This is a genomic window from Streptomyces sp. NPDC050546 (assembly GCF_044457425.1).
Classification (GTDB): Bacteria; Actinomycetota; Actinomycetes; order Streptomycetales; family Streptomycetaceae; genus Streptomyces.
This window is the reverse complement of record NZ_JBITGX010000025.1, coordinates 61016-75799: the sequence shown is the minus strand read 5'-3', so window position 1 is coordinate 75799 and position 14784 is coordinate 61016. Positions and strand designations below refer to the sequence as shown.

The window sequence follows — 14784 nt, the reverse complement described above, 5'->3', positions numbered from 1 at the left end:
TGACGTTTTCAAATACCGCCTAACACGCTTGGTCGTAGATGTTGATGGTCCTTCCCGTCAACGGTAAGTTCGTATCATCCGCTGCACAGCCCCTCACGCTTCACGCCGCCACCGCCGGCCTCGGTCCTTCCACCGAAGCCCACAAGCGAAGCGACGCATCGAGGAACAAGGAGGCCGGATGACAACAGACCGCACAGACACGACGGGTTCGGGTCACAGGAGAAGGGCGCGGCTGACCAGCGTGCTGATCACCGTGTCCAGTGTCGCCCTGCTCGGATCGGCCCCCTCGGGCGTCTCCGGACAGCACCCGGCAAGAGCTTCCGACAGGATCTCGCAGCTGGTGGCGGAGATGACCCTGGACGAGAGGCTGTCGTTCGTCCAGGGCCGATGGGACGATCCGCGGCAACAGGAGATCGGTGAGTCGGGATACATCCCCGGAGTGGCCCGGCTCGGGATTCCGCCGCTGCGGATGAGTGACGGTCCGGCCGGTACCCGCGCCGCCCCCGACTCGACGGCGATGCCCGTGCCGGTGGCCCTCGCGTCCTCGTTCGACGACAGGCTGGCCCGCGAGTACGGAAAGGTCCTCGGACGCGACGGACGTGCCCGGGGCATGGACGCGGTGCTGGCTCCGATGGTCAACACCATGCGCGTGCCCTACGCGGGCCGCAACTTCGAGTCCTACAGCGAGGACCCGCTCCTCAACTCCCGCATGGTGGGCCAGGAGGTCCGCGGCATCCAGGACGAGGGTCTGATCGCCACGACCAAGCACTTCGCGGCCAACAACCAGGAGACCAACCGCCAGAGCATCGACGCGAGGGTCGGGGAGCAGGCGTTACGCGAGGTCGAACTCTCCGGTTTCGAAGCAGCCGTCAAGGCCGGCACCGGCGCGGTCATGTGCTCCTACAACAAGGTCAACGGCACCCACTCCTGCAGCAACGAGACCCTCCTGACCTCCGTTCTGAAGGAGCAGTGGGGATTTGGCGGATGGGTGATGTCGGACTGGTCCGGAACCCGCGCCACCACCGATATCCTGCGCGGACTCGACCAGGACATGCCCGGCCCGCCCATCGGGCCCGACTACTTCGGTGCCCCGCTCAAGAAGGCGATCCAGAACGGCTCGATACCGGTCGCGGCTCTGGACCGGTCCGTCACACGCATCCTCGGAACCATGCAGAGGTTCGGCCTCCTGCGCTGCGCGTCCCTCCAGGGGCCCTTGCCGGGCTGCTCGTTGCCGACACGTCCCCGATTCGACGCCCCGGCCAGTAACGCCGTCGCCCAGCGGGTCGCCGAGGACGGTGCCGTCCTGCTGCGCAACAAGGGCGACGCCCTGCCGCTCGCCCGGGGGGCCGCCCGCGACATCGCCCTCATCGGCACACCCGCCGTCGAGCCCGTGATCGGGGGCAGAGGCAGCTCCCAGGTGAACCCCACGACCGTGACCGTGCCACGCGAGGAGATCGTCAAGCGCGCGGGACACCGCTCGAAGGTCTCCTACCATCCGGGGGTCGACACCATCGGCACGGTGATCCCCGGCTCGGCGCTGTCCGGCGGAGCGATCGACCACACCGGAGACGACGAGCTCACCACCAGGACCTACGACCAGACACGCACACTGACGGCACCCGAGGACGGCGACTACCTGATCAGCATCCGCTCGACGCTGAGCAACCGGACGCTGACCGTGGACGGCAAGCGGGTCGCCACCGGACACAGCTACCGCAACGACACGCTCACCAGCACCTCCGCACGGGTCCGTCTCACGGCGGGGACGCACAAGATCGGTGTGAAGGTGGAGGGCTATCACGACGACTCGAAGCTGCAGGTGCAACTGACCTGGACCCCGCCGCAGACCGCGCGAGCCGATCTGGCGAGGGCCGTCGCCGCGGCCAAGAGGGCCAAGACCGCCGTGGTCTTCGTCTACAACGAGCAGACCGAGGGTGCGGACCGCACCACACTCGCGCTGCCGCACGACCAGGACGCCCTCGTTTCCGCGGTCGCCAAGGCCAACCGCAACACGATCGTCGTCCTGAACACCGGCGGACCCGTCACGATGCCGTGGCTGAACTCGGTCGAAGGCGTACTGGACATGCACTACCCCGGTCAGATGGGCGGGGCCGCCACCGCCCGGTTGCTCTTCGGCGACGCGGTGCCCGGAGGCAGGCTCACCCAGACATTCCCCCTGGACGACGCGCACACGATCGTCACCGGTATGCCTCGACGGTACCCGGGCGTCGACGGAAAGCAGGAGTACTCCGAGGGTGTCTTCGTGGGTCACCGCTGGTACGACCAGAAGAAGATGAAGACCCTGTTCCCCTTCGGCTTCGGTCTGTCCTACACCACGTTCTCCTACAGCGGCCTGAAGGTCACACCGCGGCCCGACGGACTGCGGGTCAGCTTCAGGGTCGAGAACACCGGTGAACGCGCCGGCCAGGCGGTCCCGCAGATCTACCTCGGGCCCAGCCCCAAGGTGAGGAACGCCGAGCAGCCCGTGCGGAAGCTGGTGGGGTACCAGAAGGTCCGCCTGCGCCCTGACGAGTCCCGTCGCGTCACCATCACCGTGGCCGAACGGCAACTCCAGTACTGGGACAGCGCCACGGACGGCTGGGTCAAGGGCACCGGTCTCCGCGACGTCTGGGTGGGCTCGTCCTCGCGGGATCTGCCGCTCCACAGCAAGGCCGTGCTGCGTCGATGACCATGATGCGACCCCATGGGGGCCAGAGCGAGCGGCCGGCGCCGGTCGGATTCGTGGGCCTGGGCGCCATGGGGGGGCGCCCTGGCGGCCAACCTGGTCAGGGCCGGTTTCGAGGTGGTGGCGTACGACGCCGCCGGCCCGGCGCGCACCCCGCTCGGTGCGCGCTGGGCGCCCAGTCCGGCCGAAGTGGCGCAGGCGGCCGGAACCGTGGTGCTCAGCCTCCCTGACGGAGGTGTCTGCCAGGAGGTGGTGCGAGATCTCGCGGATGCCAGGGACCGGCAGGTCACCCACGTCGTGGACACCTCCACAGTGGGGTTGACCGCAGCCCGTGTGCTGTCCGCGATGGGGTTGGCGTATGTGGACGCACCCGTCTCGGGCGGGGTGGCCGGAGCACGGCGACGCACCCTGATGGTCATGTACGCGGGAGCGGACGCGGACTGTGCCCACGTGAAGCCGGTGTTGGCCGGGCTCAGCGACCGACGGCGCAGGGTCGGCGACCGGCCCGGGCAGGCTCAGGCACTGAAGCTGGCCAACAATTTCCTGACCGCGACCGCGCTCGCGGCGACCAGCGAGGCCGTCGCCTTCGGGCGGGCGGCCGGCCTGGACCCGGCCGTGATGGTGGAGGTGCTCAACGCCTCGAGCGGTCGCAGCGGCGCCAGTACGGACAAGTTCCCGGGCGAGGTACTGACCGGCCGCTACGCCTCCGGGTTCAGCAACACCCTGATGGCCAAGGACGTGCGGCTCTATCTCGCCGAGGTGGAGCGGCTGAGCGGTTCGCGGGCCGTGGGGGCGGTGACGGACTCGGTGTGGGAGGCGTTCACCGCGGCGGAACCGGGTGCCGACTTCACCCGTATCTACCCCTTCGTCGCCGGGGACTGACCGTCCGGGGTGGCGGCCTCGTCGCCGAGCAGGACCGCCACCGTCTCTCGCACGATCCGCGGATAGCGTTCCAGGTCCAGGTCCGCTTCGGGGTCCACCAGCCATAACTGGTGGACCCCCTCGACCAGGGCCAGGACCGCGGCGGCCGCGGTCGGTGCGCTCAAGCCGCTGGGCAGGTGCTCCCCGTAACGCTCGGTCAGGCTCGCGGCCAGGTGGTCCTGGAGGGACCGGCACCGCTGTCGGAGGTGGCCGGCGGCCGGTTCCTGGCCGGTGACCGCCTCGGCCAGCACCACACTGTGCACGGTGGCGAGTGACGGGTGGCTCTGCTCGAACGCGACGGCCTCGGCGAAGTCACCGGCCAGGTCCTCGCCGACCCGTCGGTCCGCCAGGTTCTCCCGGTTGAGCTGTTCCCGGAAGTTGAGGACCTCCAGCAGCAGCCGCTTCTTGCTGGGGAAGTAGTGCAGGACGCCCTGCCTGGTCAGACCGGCCCGCTCCGCCACGGCGTCGATCGAGGTGCCCTTGAAACCGCGGGCGGCCAGCACCTCCAGCGCCGCTTCCAGGATCCGTTCACGCTGCTCCGACACCATGCCCTGCCCCTTCCCGGAGGTGCCCGCACACAGTACGCACGGGCCCCGCCCCGGGGCGAGTCCCCGTACCGCTTCAGGATCTGCGCCCCATCGCCGCGAGAGCGGCCAGGGCGGCCTCCCGGAGGACCCCCGCGTCCGGTGCGCCGGCCCTGCCCGCTATCTCGGCGAAAAGGCGGACGTCCTTGGCGAGCAGGCTCCCCGCGTGGGCGGCGATACGATCCAGGCCGCCGTCGGCGTCGGCGACCCTGTCCAGTGCGAAGCTGGCCGCGCTCCCTTTGGGCAGCACCCTGCTCAGCGCCGAGTTGTCCAGGCCGAGCGTGGCACCCAGCCGCAGCGCGTCGGCGGCGAGACCCAGGTGAGCGGTGAACAGCAGGTTGTTGAGGATCTTGGCGAGCTGGCCGGAGCCGGTCGGACCGAGGTGGACGACAGGGTCACCGAAGGTGGCGAACACCGGACGGCAGTAGGCGAAGACCTGGGGGGCGCCGCCCGCCATGACGACCAGGGAGCCCTGTTCGGCGGCGCGGCCGCCTCCGCTGACCGGCGCGTCCACGAGCGAGACACCGAAGGTGCGGGCCGATGTCTCCAGGCGCCGGCAGGTGTCGGGGTGCACCGTGGAGTGGACGGCGATCACTCCGCCCCTGCGCAGTCCGGCGAGCACGCCGTCGGGCCCGGTGACCACCTGCTCGACATCGGCATCGTCGACGACGCACAGGCACACCAGGTCGCTCGCGGTCGCCAGGTCGGCCGGGGAGCCGGCCACACCGGCACCGGTGTCCGCGAACGGCGCCAGGGTGGCCGGTCTGCGGGCCCACAGGGTCGTCTCGTGGCCCGCGGCGATGATGCGGCGCGCCATGGGAGCCCCCTGGCTTCCCAGCCCGATGAATCCCACGCGCAGGAGAGGTCTGCTCATGCCGTCCTCCGGGGGCGCCAGAAGACGGCGAGGAGTCCGGCGGTCGCCACCACGCCCAGTCCGAGCACGATGCCGGCGCCCGCCCACCCGGTCACCGCGATGCCGGCCGTGGTGTCCACCGCGTACTCCCCCGGCCCCCAGGCACCGAGCGCCGACGCGAGGACGCCCAGGACGAGGACGTACTCGTAGCCCTCCTTGAAGACGAAGAATCCGTGCGGCCGGTGGGCGAGCAGTCCGGCGACCAGCATCACCGACAGCACGGCCGCGCAGGCCAGGGGCGTGAGCAGCCCGAGGAGCAGGAGGGCGCCCGCGCCGATCTCGGTGACCACACTCAGCCAGGCCTGGAGCCGTGACCGGGTCAGACCCAGGCCGGCGAACCAGCTCGCCGTGCCCCTGATGCCGCCCCCGCCGCGCCAGTGGTTCCAGCCGTGCGCCACCATGACCGCACCCAGTACGAGCCGGACGAGCAGCAGGCCGGCGTCGGATGCCTCACCCATCGCGCCGCCCCCGCTCCGTGGGCAGTGCCCGCACACCGAGCGCGCATTCCTCGACGAAGGCCAGGACGCGCAGATGGTAGGCGAGAGCGGTGCGGCCGACGCTGGTGTTGTGGCCGGCCCCCGCCTGTTCGTGGAGCACCACGCGGGGCGCGCCGGTGAACATCGAGGCCAGGTCCGCCAGGCCCTCCGGCCCGTTGACCCACACCTGTTCGTGTTCGGCGAGAGTGATGTGGACCGGGACGGCGACGCCCGCGGCCAGCCGGGCCAGGTCCTGCTGCCAGCCCTCCCGGTGCCCCTCGTAGGCCGGCGAGGCCGAACCGATCCGCTGTCCGCCGTGCACGTCGGGCGGGTAAGCCTGCGGCGGGTACCACAGCGCCCGGCGGAGGCTGGGGCGGGTACGGGTCGGGTCGCGCCGCCACTCGTCCATCGCCTGGACGGCCCTCGGGTGATGCACCCGGCCCATGCCGGCCAGCTCCACGCCGAGCGGCTCTGCGCCTCGCGGGTCGTCGGCCATACGCAGGGCGAGTTCGGAACCCGCCGAGTGCGCCCAGAGGAACACACCGACGCCCCGCTCGCGGTCCTTCAGCAGCGCGTCGACTGCTTCGTGCGCGAAGTCGGTGCGCTGTCCGGGTGTGCGCAACCGGTCCTCGTGTCCTGCGGAGCTGCCGTAGCCGGGGCGGTCCAGGGCGAGGACGGTGAAGCCGGCAGCGGCGGCGGTGCGCAGGAGGGAGAGCCTCGGGTGCCCGGGGTGGTCGAAGTAGGCGGAGGTGGTGGCGCCTCCGTGCAGCGCCACGATGACGGCCTGCGGGCGTGGCACCTCGGCCACCAGCGCGGAGGCCGGGACGCCGCGCACCTCGACGACCTGACGGCGTACGGCGGTGGTGAGTTCGGGTTCGAGAGAGGTCATGCCACGGTCCTGGAGGTCACGGTCGTGGAAGTCACGGTCATGGGGGTCACGGTCCTGGGGGTCATTCGTCCGTCCTGAGCAGGAGTACGCCGCTGGGGGTGAGCCCGCCGCTGGAGACCACCGCGGTGCGGGCGCCCGCGACCTGCCGCGCGTCCGCCTCGCCCCGCAGCTGGAGCACAGCCTCGTGGAGCAGGCCCATGCCGTGGGTCCGGCCGTGGGAGAGCTGACCACCGTGCGGGTTCAGCGGCAGCACGCCGTCGGGGGCGATGTTCTTGCCGCCGTCCAGGAAGTCACTGGCCTCGCCGATTCCGCAGAAGCCGAGCGCCTCGATCCAGGACAGGCAGTTGAAGCTGAAGCCGTCGTACAGCAGTGCCACGTCCACGTCGGCGGGGCGCAGGTCGGTGCGGGTCCACAGGTGGGCGGACTGGCCAAGCACCTGTGGCTCGTGAGTGAGGGTGGACTGGTCCCACTCGGGGCGTTCGAGGATCTGCGTGCCGACCGCCTCGACACGTACCGGGGGCCTCGGCAGGTCGGGCACGGTCTCGGCGGCGGAGACGACGACGGCCACGGAGGCGTCGCAGGGGACGTCGCAGTCGTAGAGGCCGAAGGGGGTGGTGACGGTGCGCGCGGAGAGGTAGTCGTCCATGGTGAGCGGGTCGCGGTAGACCGCCTCCGGGTGGCGGGCGGCGTTCGCGCGCTGGTTGAGGGCGATCCGGCCGAGGGTCTCGCGTGTGGTGCCGTAGCGGTGCATGTGCCGCTGGGCGTTCATCGCGAGCATGATGGCGGGCGAGAGAGCGCCGAAGGGCTTGAACCAGCCGTCCGGGCCGGCCGGTCGCGGCAGACGGATCCTGCCCTGCCGGACGAGCTCGCCGTGCGTCGTCTCCCACACCGTGCGGAAGCACAGCACGTGCCGGGCCAGTCCACCCGCGACCGCCAGCATCGCGGCGATCACCGAACCGCCCGGGCCGAAGGTCTCCCCCGCGCCGTTGTGCCACACGGGGTGGATGCCGAGCGCGGACTCCAGCGTGTGCACCCCGCCTTCGGCGAAGCCGCCGTAGGGGCCGGCGCCGGGGTAGGTGGACAGACCGTCGATGTCGTCGAGGGTGAGCCCGGCGTCGCCGACGGCCTTCTGGCAGGCCTCGACGGTGAGTTCGAGGGGCGGGACCATCAGGCGGCGGCCGATGCGGGAGGCGCCGGCGCCGCTGATGACCGCGCGGTCCTCGAACCTGGGCCCCCGCAGCGGTCCGCGCAGGTGTCCGGTGACCGGGGCGTCCTCGGGCAGGGGCGCGGGCGTGGGCTGCTCGGCACACGGCCGGAACAGGGGCAGCCAGGCGTCACCGACCTGCTCGAAGACCACCTCCATCCGCATGCCGATCCGCAGTTCCTCCGGCACGCAGTCGACGACGTTGGTGGTCAGCCGGACGCGCGGATCCTCCTCGATCGCCACCTGGCCGACGACGAACGGGGAGGGCAGGCCCGGGAAGGGGAAGCGGTGGTTGACGGTGAAGCCGATCAGGGTGGCGAACCCCGAGACCTCCTCGACTCCCGTGTCGCGTCCCCGGCAGTGCCGGCACACCGGCTGCGGCGGGTGGATCAGTGCCCGGCAGGCGGTGCAGGCCTGGAAGCGGAGCTGTCCGTCCCGGCCGGAGGTCCAGAAGAACTCGGTCTCCTGGCGGATCTCCGGCTGCGGACGGACGGCGCCCCCGGCCTCGCTCAACGGATCTTCGCCTCGGCCTTGCGGACGGTGACCGGCTCGGCCAGCCCCTGTTCGTCGCAGGCCTGCTGGAGATTCTCCAGGGTTTCCGCCAGGCAGGGCCCGAGGCGGGTGCCCGGCGTGAAGGTGGCCGGGAGGTGGCGCATGCCCTGGATGACCCCGATGGTCTCGTAGTGGACCGTGCCCTCGGCCTCGCAGACGTAGTCCGGGATGCGGTCGAGGACCTGGAGCAGCATCCGCTTGAACACCGTGCGGGCGACGTTGGAGCCGATGCAGCGGTGGATGCCCAGACCGAAGGCGGTGTGGCGGTTGCCGCCGCGGGCGAGGTCCACCCGGTCGGGGTCGGTGAAGACCTGCGGGTCCCGGTTGGCCATCGCCCAGGACAGCCACAGCCGGTCGCCCTCCCTGAACTCGGCGCCCGCGATCTCGCAGTCCTCGGCGACGGTGCGCCCGTCGCCGGGTGCCGGGGTGAAGTAGCGCAGGAACTCCTCGGTGGCCGTGTCCAGCAGCGTGTCCCGCTCCCCGCTCAGCTGGGCCCGTTCACCAGGGTTCTGGGAAAGCCATTCCAGGGCGTGCGCGGTCAGGGCGGTGGTGGTGTCGAAGCCGCCGCCGATGAGCAGGGCCAGCGCACCGACCAGGTCCTCCTCGCGCGGGGCCGCGTCGTCGATCTCCAGGCGGACGAGAGCGTCGACGAGGCCGGGGCGGGGATGCGCGCGGACCTCCTGCAACGTGGTGGCGATGTCCCTGATCATCGCCATGTGGGCCTCCACCACCCGGGCCATCTCCGGCGACTGCGGCGGGGTGTAGACACCGGCATGGGCGGGCTCGTTGTACAGTTCCCACTTCTTCAGCGGGATGCCCATCATGGCGAGCGTGAACACGGCCGGGACGATGTTGGCGAGGTCGTCGACGAAGTCGATCCGGCCCGTCTCGATCTTCTCGTCGATGCAGGCGCGGGCCACGTCGTCGATGAACGGGATCCACCGCTGCACGGCGGCCGGGGAGAGGTAGGGGTTGAGGGCGGTGCGGTAGGCGCGCTGCTCGGGCGGGTCCATCTCCAGGAAGCCGCCGCGCAGGCCCCTGCCGCGGGGCGGGGCGGGGATGCTGATGCCGCGGTAGCCGCGGCGCTCACCGTGGATGTCGTGGTCGTTGGACAGCTTCTCCCCGGCGCGGGCGAAGGCGAGCAGTTCACGGTTGCCGGCGGCCACCCAGTGTCCGTCGTAGGTGTCGGTCCAGGCGAGCGGGCAGCCGCTGTGGAACGCGCGGGTCTGCTCCTCGAACCGGTCGCGGTACTCCGGGGCGTGCCGGTCGAAGTGGACGCGGGGCTGTTTGCGGGCGTCGTCGCCGGTGGTGTCCGGTGCGGTCATGCCTGTGCTTCCTCTCGGTCCGCCGGGTGCGGCTCAGAACACGCCGATCGCGCGTTCGGGGCAGGAGCGGACGGCCTCGACCACCGCGTCCTCCTGGTCGGTGGGGACGTCCTCGGCGACGGGCGAGGAGTGTCCGTCGATCTCGCTCAGCTCGAAGACCTTGGGGGCGCGCATGGCGCACAGGGTGTGCCCCTGGCAGCGCTCGGGGTCGACGCGTACCTTCACGTCTCTCATCTCCGGTTCATGTCAGGTCGGACAGGGACTTGCCGACGCCGGCGAGGGTGGCCGGCTCGCCGTAGTCGCCCTTGTACTTGTAGGTGGGGGCGTCACAGCGGTAGGCACCCTGGTCCGGCTCGAAACCGGCCGCCTGCCAGCCCTTGTCGGTCGCCTCGACGATGGAGTAGCAGGTGGGTGGCTCCTTCGAGGTGAGGTCGAAGGGAGCCTGCAGGCCGCCCGCGGTGAAGTCGGTGTTCTTCATGGCGTTCTGGTGCACGCACTTCCGTGTGAGCTCGGCGCAGTCGCGGGCCGCGGTGGCGAACAGCAGCCAGGCGGAGAAGGCGCGCAGGGCCGGGTAGGTGACCTGTTTGCCGGGGGCGTACTTCTCGAACAGGTCGGTCAGCTGCCGCACGGCCGGGTTGTCGGCGGCGCTCTCCAGCGGGGCGGTGGCGAAGAGTTCGGCGTAGTTGTGCTGCTTGCCCAGGGCGGCTCCGGCCAGTTGCGGGAAGGCGGGGCCGTAGGCGTTGCTGTTGGCGTCGATCCAGTCGGGGCTGTAGCCGATGCCGGTGAGGGCCTGCTCCAGTTTGGCGAGGCTCGCGAAGTCGCCCAGGAAGACCAGGCCCCGGACGCCGGACTTCTTGATCGACTGGGCGTAGGGGGCCCAGTCGGAGACGCCGGCCGCCGGGTACAGGTCGTTGTAGGAGACCTTGCCGCCGAGACCAGCGACGGCTTCCTTGAACTGGGCGGCCAGGACCTTGGTGACGGGAGAGTCGCCCGCGATGATGCCGACCTTCGCCGCCGAGTCCGGGTACTTCTCCTTCAGCAGCCAGGAGTAGTAGCCCGCGTACTGGAAGTACCCGGCGGTCGGGCCGGAGGCGAGTGCCTGGAGGTCGGAGCCGATGGCGCCGATCTGGCTGGACTGGGCCGGGAAGTTGGGCAGCAGGCACTTCAGCCGGTCCTGGACGCCGAGGCTGTCCAGGGCGGCGCCGCCGCCCACGAGCGCGAAGTCCGCCTTGCATGCCTCCAGCACCCGCTGGCGGACCTCCGTCAGCCTCGCGTCCCGGGTGACGGGGGCGAGTTCGCGGCCGTTGATGCCGCCCGCCTCGTTGCACCAGGAGGTGAACACCTCGGCGGTGTCCACGAACTCGGACCTCTTGGTGAAGCCGATGTCGGACAGGACGCCGACGTGGATCTTGTCGTCGGTGACGCCCTGGACGGACGAGGGCCCGGCGGTGCCGGGACCGCACACATCCTTCAGCGTCCCGAAGTCGGAGCTCTTCTGCGCCGCGGGGCTCGTCTGCGGCGCGGAGTCGGTGCCGGGGTCGTCGCCGGAGCGGGTGGAGCAGCCGGCCAGCAGCACCGCGGTCACGGTGACCGCGCCGATCAGCATCCTGCGCATGGTGCCTCCTCGGGGAGCTCGGACGCCGTCGTCCGAGGGAGGTGAGCGAGTGCGTGGGGTGGCGGGAGCCGGATGCCCCGTCCCTGGGCCGTCAGGTGATCGCGCCGCTCGCCTTGAGGGCCAGGATGCGGTCCCAGTCGTAGCCGAGCTCGGTGAGGATCTCCTCGGTCTGGGCGGCGAACTCCGGGGCTGCTCCGAGGCGGGTGTCCTCGACGTCGAACTGGACGGGGCTGGAGACCAGTTCGAGGTCGCCCGCCTGCCCGATGTAGCCGTTGGCGCGAACCTGCTGGTCGGCCGCGGCCTGCTGGTCGGCCGCGGCCTGCAGGGTGTCCTGGACGGGAGCCCAGGGCCCGTCGAGTGCGACGAGGTCCTTGGACCAGTCGGTGAGGGTGCGGCTCGCGATCACCTCGCGGAGGATCTTCACCGCGTCACCCGTGTGTTCGGCGATGCCCTCGGCGGTGGCGAAGCGCGGGTCGTCGGCGAGTTCGGGACGGCCCAGGCAGCGGCACACGTTGGGCCAGAACCTGGCCGGCTGGAGCATGACGAAGGCGATGAACCGGCCGTCGGCGGTGCGGTAGAGCCCCGAGAGCGGGTTGGTGGGTGAGCCGTGCGCGCTGGGCCTGACGCCCTCCCACGCTCGGTCGAGGTGGACGGACAGAGCGATGGAGTGGCCGAGTGCCCACAGGCCGCTGCCGAGCAGGGAGACGTCCACGACGGGGGCCTCGCCGGTGCGTTCGCGGCGCAGCAGGGCAGCCGCTATGCCGCCGGCGAGGTTGGTGCCGGAGACGGTGTCGCCGTAGGCGGGGCCGGGCGGGCTGATCATCCCGTCGCTGCCGGGCGGGGTGATGCTGGCGGCGGTCCCCGCACGCGCCCAGAAGGCGGTCATGTCGTAGCCGCCCTTGTCCGCCTCGGGGCCGCGCGGGCCGAGGGCGGTGCCGCGGGCGTAGACGATGCGCGGGTTGACGGCGCGGATGTCGTCGACGTCGATGCCGAGTCGGGTGCGGGAGGCGGGCATGAAGCTGGTGAGGAAGACGTCGGAGTCCTTGACCAGTTCGTAGAGCACCTCGCGGCCCTCGGGGCGGGACATGTCCAGGCCGAGGGAGCGCTTGCCGCGGTTGGCGTGGGCGACGTTGGGGTTGGGGTCGCCCTCCACCCGGAACGAGCCGGTCCGGCGCAGCCCGCGCTGTGGGTCGCCTGTGACGGCGTGCTCGATCTTGACGACGTCGGCGCCCCAGTCGGCGAGCACGGCCCCGGCCGAGGGGACGAAGCCATACATGGCGACTTCGAGGACGCGCATGCCTTCGAGTGGCTTCATGCCGCCTCCCCGGGCGGTACGACCCGGCCGAAGGCCTTCTCCTCCAGGAACTCCTCGAACCCGGCGCGTCCGCTCTCCCGGCCGATACCGGACTGCTTGTAACCGCCGAACGGCACGTCGGCGGAGAAGTAGTTGCCGCCGTTGATCGAGAAGGTGCCAGTGCGGATGCGGCGGGCGATGCGGATCGCGCGCTCGTCGTCGGCGCTGTGCACGGCGCCGGACAGGCCGTACTTGGAGTGGTTGGCGATACGGACGGCGTCGTCCTCGTCGTCGTAGGGGATGACCGCCAGGACGGGGCCGAAGACCTCCTCCTGGGCGATCTCGCTGTCGGGGTCGACGCCCGCGAGCAGGGTGGGTTCGTAGAACCAGCCGGGGTCGACGCGTGTGCCGCCGCGGACGAGCGTCGCCCCGGCCTCGACGGCGCGCCGCACCATGGCGTCGACCTTGTCGCGCTGCTGCTCGCTGATGAGCGGGCCCATGGCGGTCTCCGGGGCCTTCGGGTTGCCGACGCGGACGCGTTCCATGCCCGCCGCGACGAGTTGCACGATCCGGTCGTGGTCGGCGCGCGGGACGAGGAGGCGGGAGGTGAGGGCGCAGCCCTGGCCGGAGTGGGAGCAGATGGTGAAGGCGGCGAACATGGCGGCCCTGGTGTAGTCCGCGTCGTCCAGGACGATCATGGCGGACTTGCCGCCGAGTTCGAGGAAGACCCGCTTCACGGTACCGGCCGCGGCGGCCATGATGGCACGCCCGGTGGTGGTGGCGCCGGTGAAGGTGACCAGGTCGACGTCGGGGTGGGTGGTGAGCAGCTCGCCGACCTCGGTGCGCGAGGAGCTGAGGACGCTCACGACACCGGGCGGGATGTCGGTGTGCTCGGCGATGAGTTCGCCGAGCGCGAGGGTGGTCAGTGGGGTCTGCGGGGCGCCCTTGAGGACGACGGTGCAGCCTGCCGCGAGCGCGGGGGCGAGCTTGGCCAGGGCGAGCTGGTTGGGGAAGTTGTACGGCAGGATGGCGGCGACGACCCCGGCCGCCTCCTTCTCCACCCAGCGGTGGTGGCGCTGGCCGCGGCTCTCCCTCTCTCCGAGGTCCTCGGTGAACTCGTAGGTCTCCAGGAGGTCCGCGTAGTACGTCACGAGGCCGATCGGCTCGTCGAGCTGGGGGCCGTGGGTGAGCTGGCGGGGCGCGCCGACCTCGGCGATGGTCAGCTCGCGCAGCTCCTCGCGGTGGTCGTCGAGGGCCTGGTGGAGCTGGCGCAGACAGCGCAGCCGGAAATCCTTGTCCGTGGCCCAGTCAGTGGTGTCGAAGGCGCGGCGGGCGGCGGCGATCGCGGCCTCGGCGTCGGCCTTCGTGGCGTCCGGAGCGTGGCCGAGCAGGTCACCGGTGGCGGGGTTGTACGAGGGGAAGGTGCTGTCCGCGGCGATCAGCTTGCCGTCGATCAGCTGGGACTTGACGACAAGACGGCTCACAGCCGCACCACCGATCCGCCGTCGACGGCGATGACCTGTCCGGTGACCCAGGCGGCCTCGTCGGAGAGCAGGAAGAGCAGGGCACCCGCCTGGTCGGCGGCGGTGCCCATGCGTTTGAGGGCGAAGGACTGCACCATGGCCGCGCGGTACTCCTCGGGGATGATGCTGCGGGCCGCCTCGGTGTCCGTCGGGCCGGGGGCGATCGCGTTGACGCGGATGCCACGCGGGCCGAGTTCGGCTGCGAGGGAGACGGTGAGGTGGTTGATGCCGGCCTTGGCGAGACCGTAGAAGCCGGTGGCCTGCCAGGCGGCGGTGGAGGACTGGTTGACGACGGCCGCGCCCACCTCGAGGTGCGGCAGGGCGGCGCGGGTGACGTGCAGCGCGCCGAGCAGGTTCACCTTCAGGAAGCGGTCGAGGTAGTCGTAGTCGACGGTGGCGATGCCCTCGCGGCGCATGCCGTGGAAGATCGCTGCGTTGTTGACCAGGTGGTCGATCCGTCCGAACTCGCGTATCACCGTCTCGATGAGCGCTTCGGCGGAGGCGGGGTCGGCCACGTCGGTCCGCACGAACAAGGCGTCGCCGATCTCCTTGGCGACGCGCTGCCCCTGCTCCTCGTTCAGCTCGGCGACCACCACCCGCGCGCCCTCGGCGGCCAGCGCCCGTGCGTACCCCTCGCCGATGCCCTGGCCGGCTCCGGTGACGATGATCACCTTGTCCTTGAACCGCATCCCAGCCTCCTCGCTCGGTTGCTCCGGAAACTACATTCTCTATTTGCGCGAATCAAGCATTCGAACGGGAGAACTGGATACTCTTACCGGGTAGCAGCAGCGGCGACATGGAG

Annotated in this window: 13 protein-coding genes; 2 read left to right on the top strand and 11 right to left on the bottom strand. The window is 71.1% G+C overall.

Going from position 1 to position 14784, the window contains the following annotated elements; genetic code table 11:
- Positions 1-178 precede the first annotated feature (178 nt).
- Together ACIBK5_RS40185 and ACIBK5_RS40180 are read left to right on the top strand one after the other, a co-directional pair.
- Positions 179-2689, top strand: a complete 2511-nt coding sequence (locus tag ACIBK5_RS40185) for a beta-glucosidase H (protein ID WP_399027884.1) — start codon at positions 179-181, stop codon at positions 2687-2689.
- A 15-nt stretch (positions 2690-2704) separates the two neighbouring features.
- Positions 2705-3568, top strand: coding sequence for an NAD(P)-dependent oxidoreductase (locus ACIBK5_RS40180; protein ID WP_399027883.1), 864 nt, complete (start codon positions 2705-2707; stop codon positions 3566-3568).
- Here the strand turns inward: ACIBK5_RS40180 and ACIBK5_RS40175 are convergent.
- The 11 genes from ACIBK5_RS40175 to ACIBK5_RS40125 all read right to left on the bottom strand — a co-directional run bounded on the left by ACIBK5_RS40175 (position 3544) and on the right by ACIBK5_RS40125 (position 14671).
- Positions 3544-4155 carry a TetR/AcrR family transcriptional regulator gene (locus ACIBK5_RS40175; protein ID WP_399027881.1) on the bottom strand — a complete coding sequence of 204 codons (612 nt, stop codon included), beginning with the start codon at positions 4153-4155 and terminating at the stop codon, positions 3544-3546. The genes ACIBK5_RS40180 and ACIBK5_RS40175 overlap by 25 nt on opposite strands.
- A gap of 73 nt (positions 4156-4228) precedes the next feature.
- Positions 4229-5065 carry an NAD(P)-dependent oxidoreductase gene (locus tag ACIBK5_RS40170; protein WP_399027879.1) on the bottom strand — a complete coding sequence of 279 codons (837 nt, stop codon included), beginning with the start codon at positions 5063-5065 and terminating at the stop codon, positions 4229-4231.
- The gene (locus tag ACIBK5_RS40165) at positions 5062-5562 is read right to left on the bottom strand and encodes a DoxX family protein (RefSeq protein WP_399027877.1); all 501 of its coding nucleotides are present in this window, start codon (positions 5560-5562) and stop codon (positions 5062-5064) included. The genes ACIBK5_RS40170 and ACIBK5_RS40165 overlap by 4 nt, the downstream gene beginning before the upstream one ends.
- Positions 5555-6469, bottom strand: a complete 915-nt coding sequence (locus ACIBK5_RS40160) for an alpha/beta hydrolase (RefSeq protein WP_399027875.1) — start codon at positions 6467-6469, stop codon at positions 5555-5557. Before ACIBK5_RS40160 ends, ACIBK5_RS40165 begins: the two co-directional genes overlap by 8 nt.
- 61 nt (positions 6470-6530) lie before the next feature.
- Positions 6531-8186: a thiolase C-terminal domain-containing protein gene (locus ACIBK5_RS40155; protein ID WP_399027873.1), complete on the bottom strand. Its 1656-nt coding sequence runs from the start codon at positions 8184-8186 to the stop codon at positions 6531-6533.
- Positions 8183-9550 (bottom strand): cytochrome P450, encoded by a 1368-nt coding sequence (locus ACIBK5_RS40150; RefSeq protein WP_399027871.1) that lies wholly within the window; start codon positions 9548-9550, stop codon positions 8183-8185. Before ACIBK5_RS40150 ends, ACIBK5_RS40155 begins: the two co-directional genes overlap by 4 nt.
- 33 nt (positions 9551-9583) lie before the next feature.
- Positions 9584-9784, bottom strand: coding sequence for a ferredoxin (locus ACIBK5_RS40145; RefSeq protein ID WP_319165086.1), 201 nt, complete (start codon positions 9782-9784; stop codon positions 9584-9586).
- Between the two features lie 7 nt (positions 9785-9791).
- Positions 9792-11165, bottom strand: coding sequence for an ABC transporter substrate-binding protein (locus tag ACIBK5_RS40140; RefSeq protein WP_399027869.1), 1374 nt, complete (start codon positions 11163-11165; stop codon positions 9792-9794).
- Between the two features lie 91 nt (positions 11166-11256).
- Positions 11257-12480 (bottom strand): CaiB/BaiF CoA transferase family protein, encoded by a 1224-nt coding sequence (locus ACIBK5_RS40135; RefSeq protein WP_399027867.1) that lies wholly within the window; start codon positions 12478-12480, stop codon positions 11257-11259.
- Entirely contained in the window at positions 12477-13943 is a 1467-nt protein-coding gene (locus ACIBK5_RS40130; RefSeq protein ID WP_399027866.1) for an aldehyde dehydrogenase family protein, read from the bottom strand. The genes ACIBK5_RS40135 and ACIBK5_RS40130 overlap by 4 nt, the downstream gene beginning before the upstream one ends.
- Positions 13940-14671, bottom strand: coding sequence for an SDR family oxidoreductase (locus ACIBK5_RS40125; RefSeq protein WP_399027864.1), 732 nt, complete (start codon positions 14669-14671; stop codon positions 13940-13942). The genes ACIBK5_RS40130 and ACIBK5_RS40125 overlap by 4 nt, the downstream gene beginning before the upstream one ends.
- Positions 14672-14784: the final 113 nt, after the last annotated feature.

Bases quoted from the DNA above. Each gene is read 5' to 3' on its own strand.
- ACIBK5_RS40185 (WP_399027884.1), top strand. From the start codon at position 179: ATGACAACAGACCGCACAGACACGACGGGTTCGGGTCACAGGAGAAGG.
- ACIBK5_RS40180 (WP_399027883.1), top strand. From the start codon at position 2,705: ATGGGGGCCAGAGCGAGCGGCCGGCGCCGGTCGGATTCGTGGGCCTGG.
- ACIBK5_RS40175 (WP_399027881.1), bottom strand. From the start codon at position 4,155: ATGGTGTCGGAGCAGCGTGAACGGATCCTGGAAGCGGCGCTGGAGGTG.
- ACIBK5_RS40170 (WP_399027879.1), bottom strand. From the start codon at position 5,065: ATGAGCAGACCTCTCCTGCGCGTGGGATTCATCGGGCTGGGAAGCCAG.
- ACIBK5_RS40165 (WP_399027877.1), bottom strand. From the start codon at position 5,562: ATGGGTGAGGCATCCGACGCCGGCCTGCTGCTCGTCCGGCTCGTACTG.
- ACIBK5_RS40160 (WP_399027875.1), bottom strand. From the start codon at position 6,469: ATGACCTCTCTCGAACCCGAACTCACCACCGCCGTACGCCGTCAGGTC.
- ACIBK5_RS40150 (WP_399027871.1), bottom strand. From the start codon at position 9,550: ATGACCGCACCGGACACCACCGGCGACGACGCCCGCAAACAGCCCCGC.
- ACIBK5_RS40145 (WP_319165086.1), bottom strand. From the start codon at position 9,784: ATGAGAGACGTGAAGGTACGCGTCGACCCCGAGCGCTGCCAGGGGCAC.
- ACIBK5_RS40140 (WP_399027869.1), bottom strand. From the start codon at position 11,165: ATGCGCAGGATGCTGATCGGCGCGGTCACCGTGACCGCGGTGCTGCTG.
- ACIBK5_RS40135 (WP_399027867.1), bottom strand. From the start codon at position 12,480: ATGAAGCCACTCGAAGGCATGCGCGTCCTCGAAGTCGCCATGTATGGC.
- ACIBK5_RS40125 (WP_399027864.1), bottom strand. From the start codon at position 14,671: ATGCGGTTCAAGGACAAGGTGATCATCGTCACCGGAGCCGGCCAGGGC.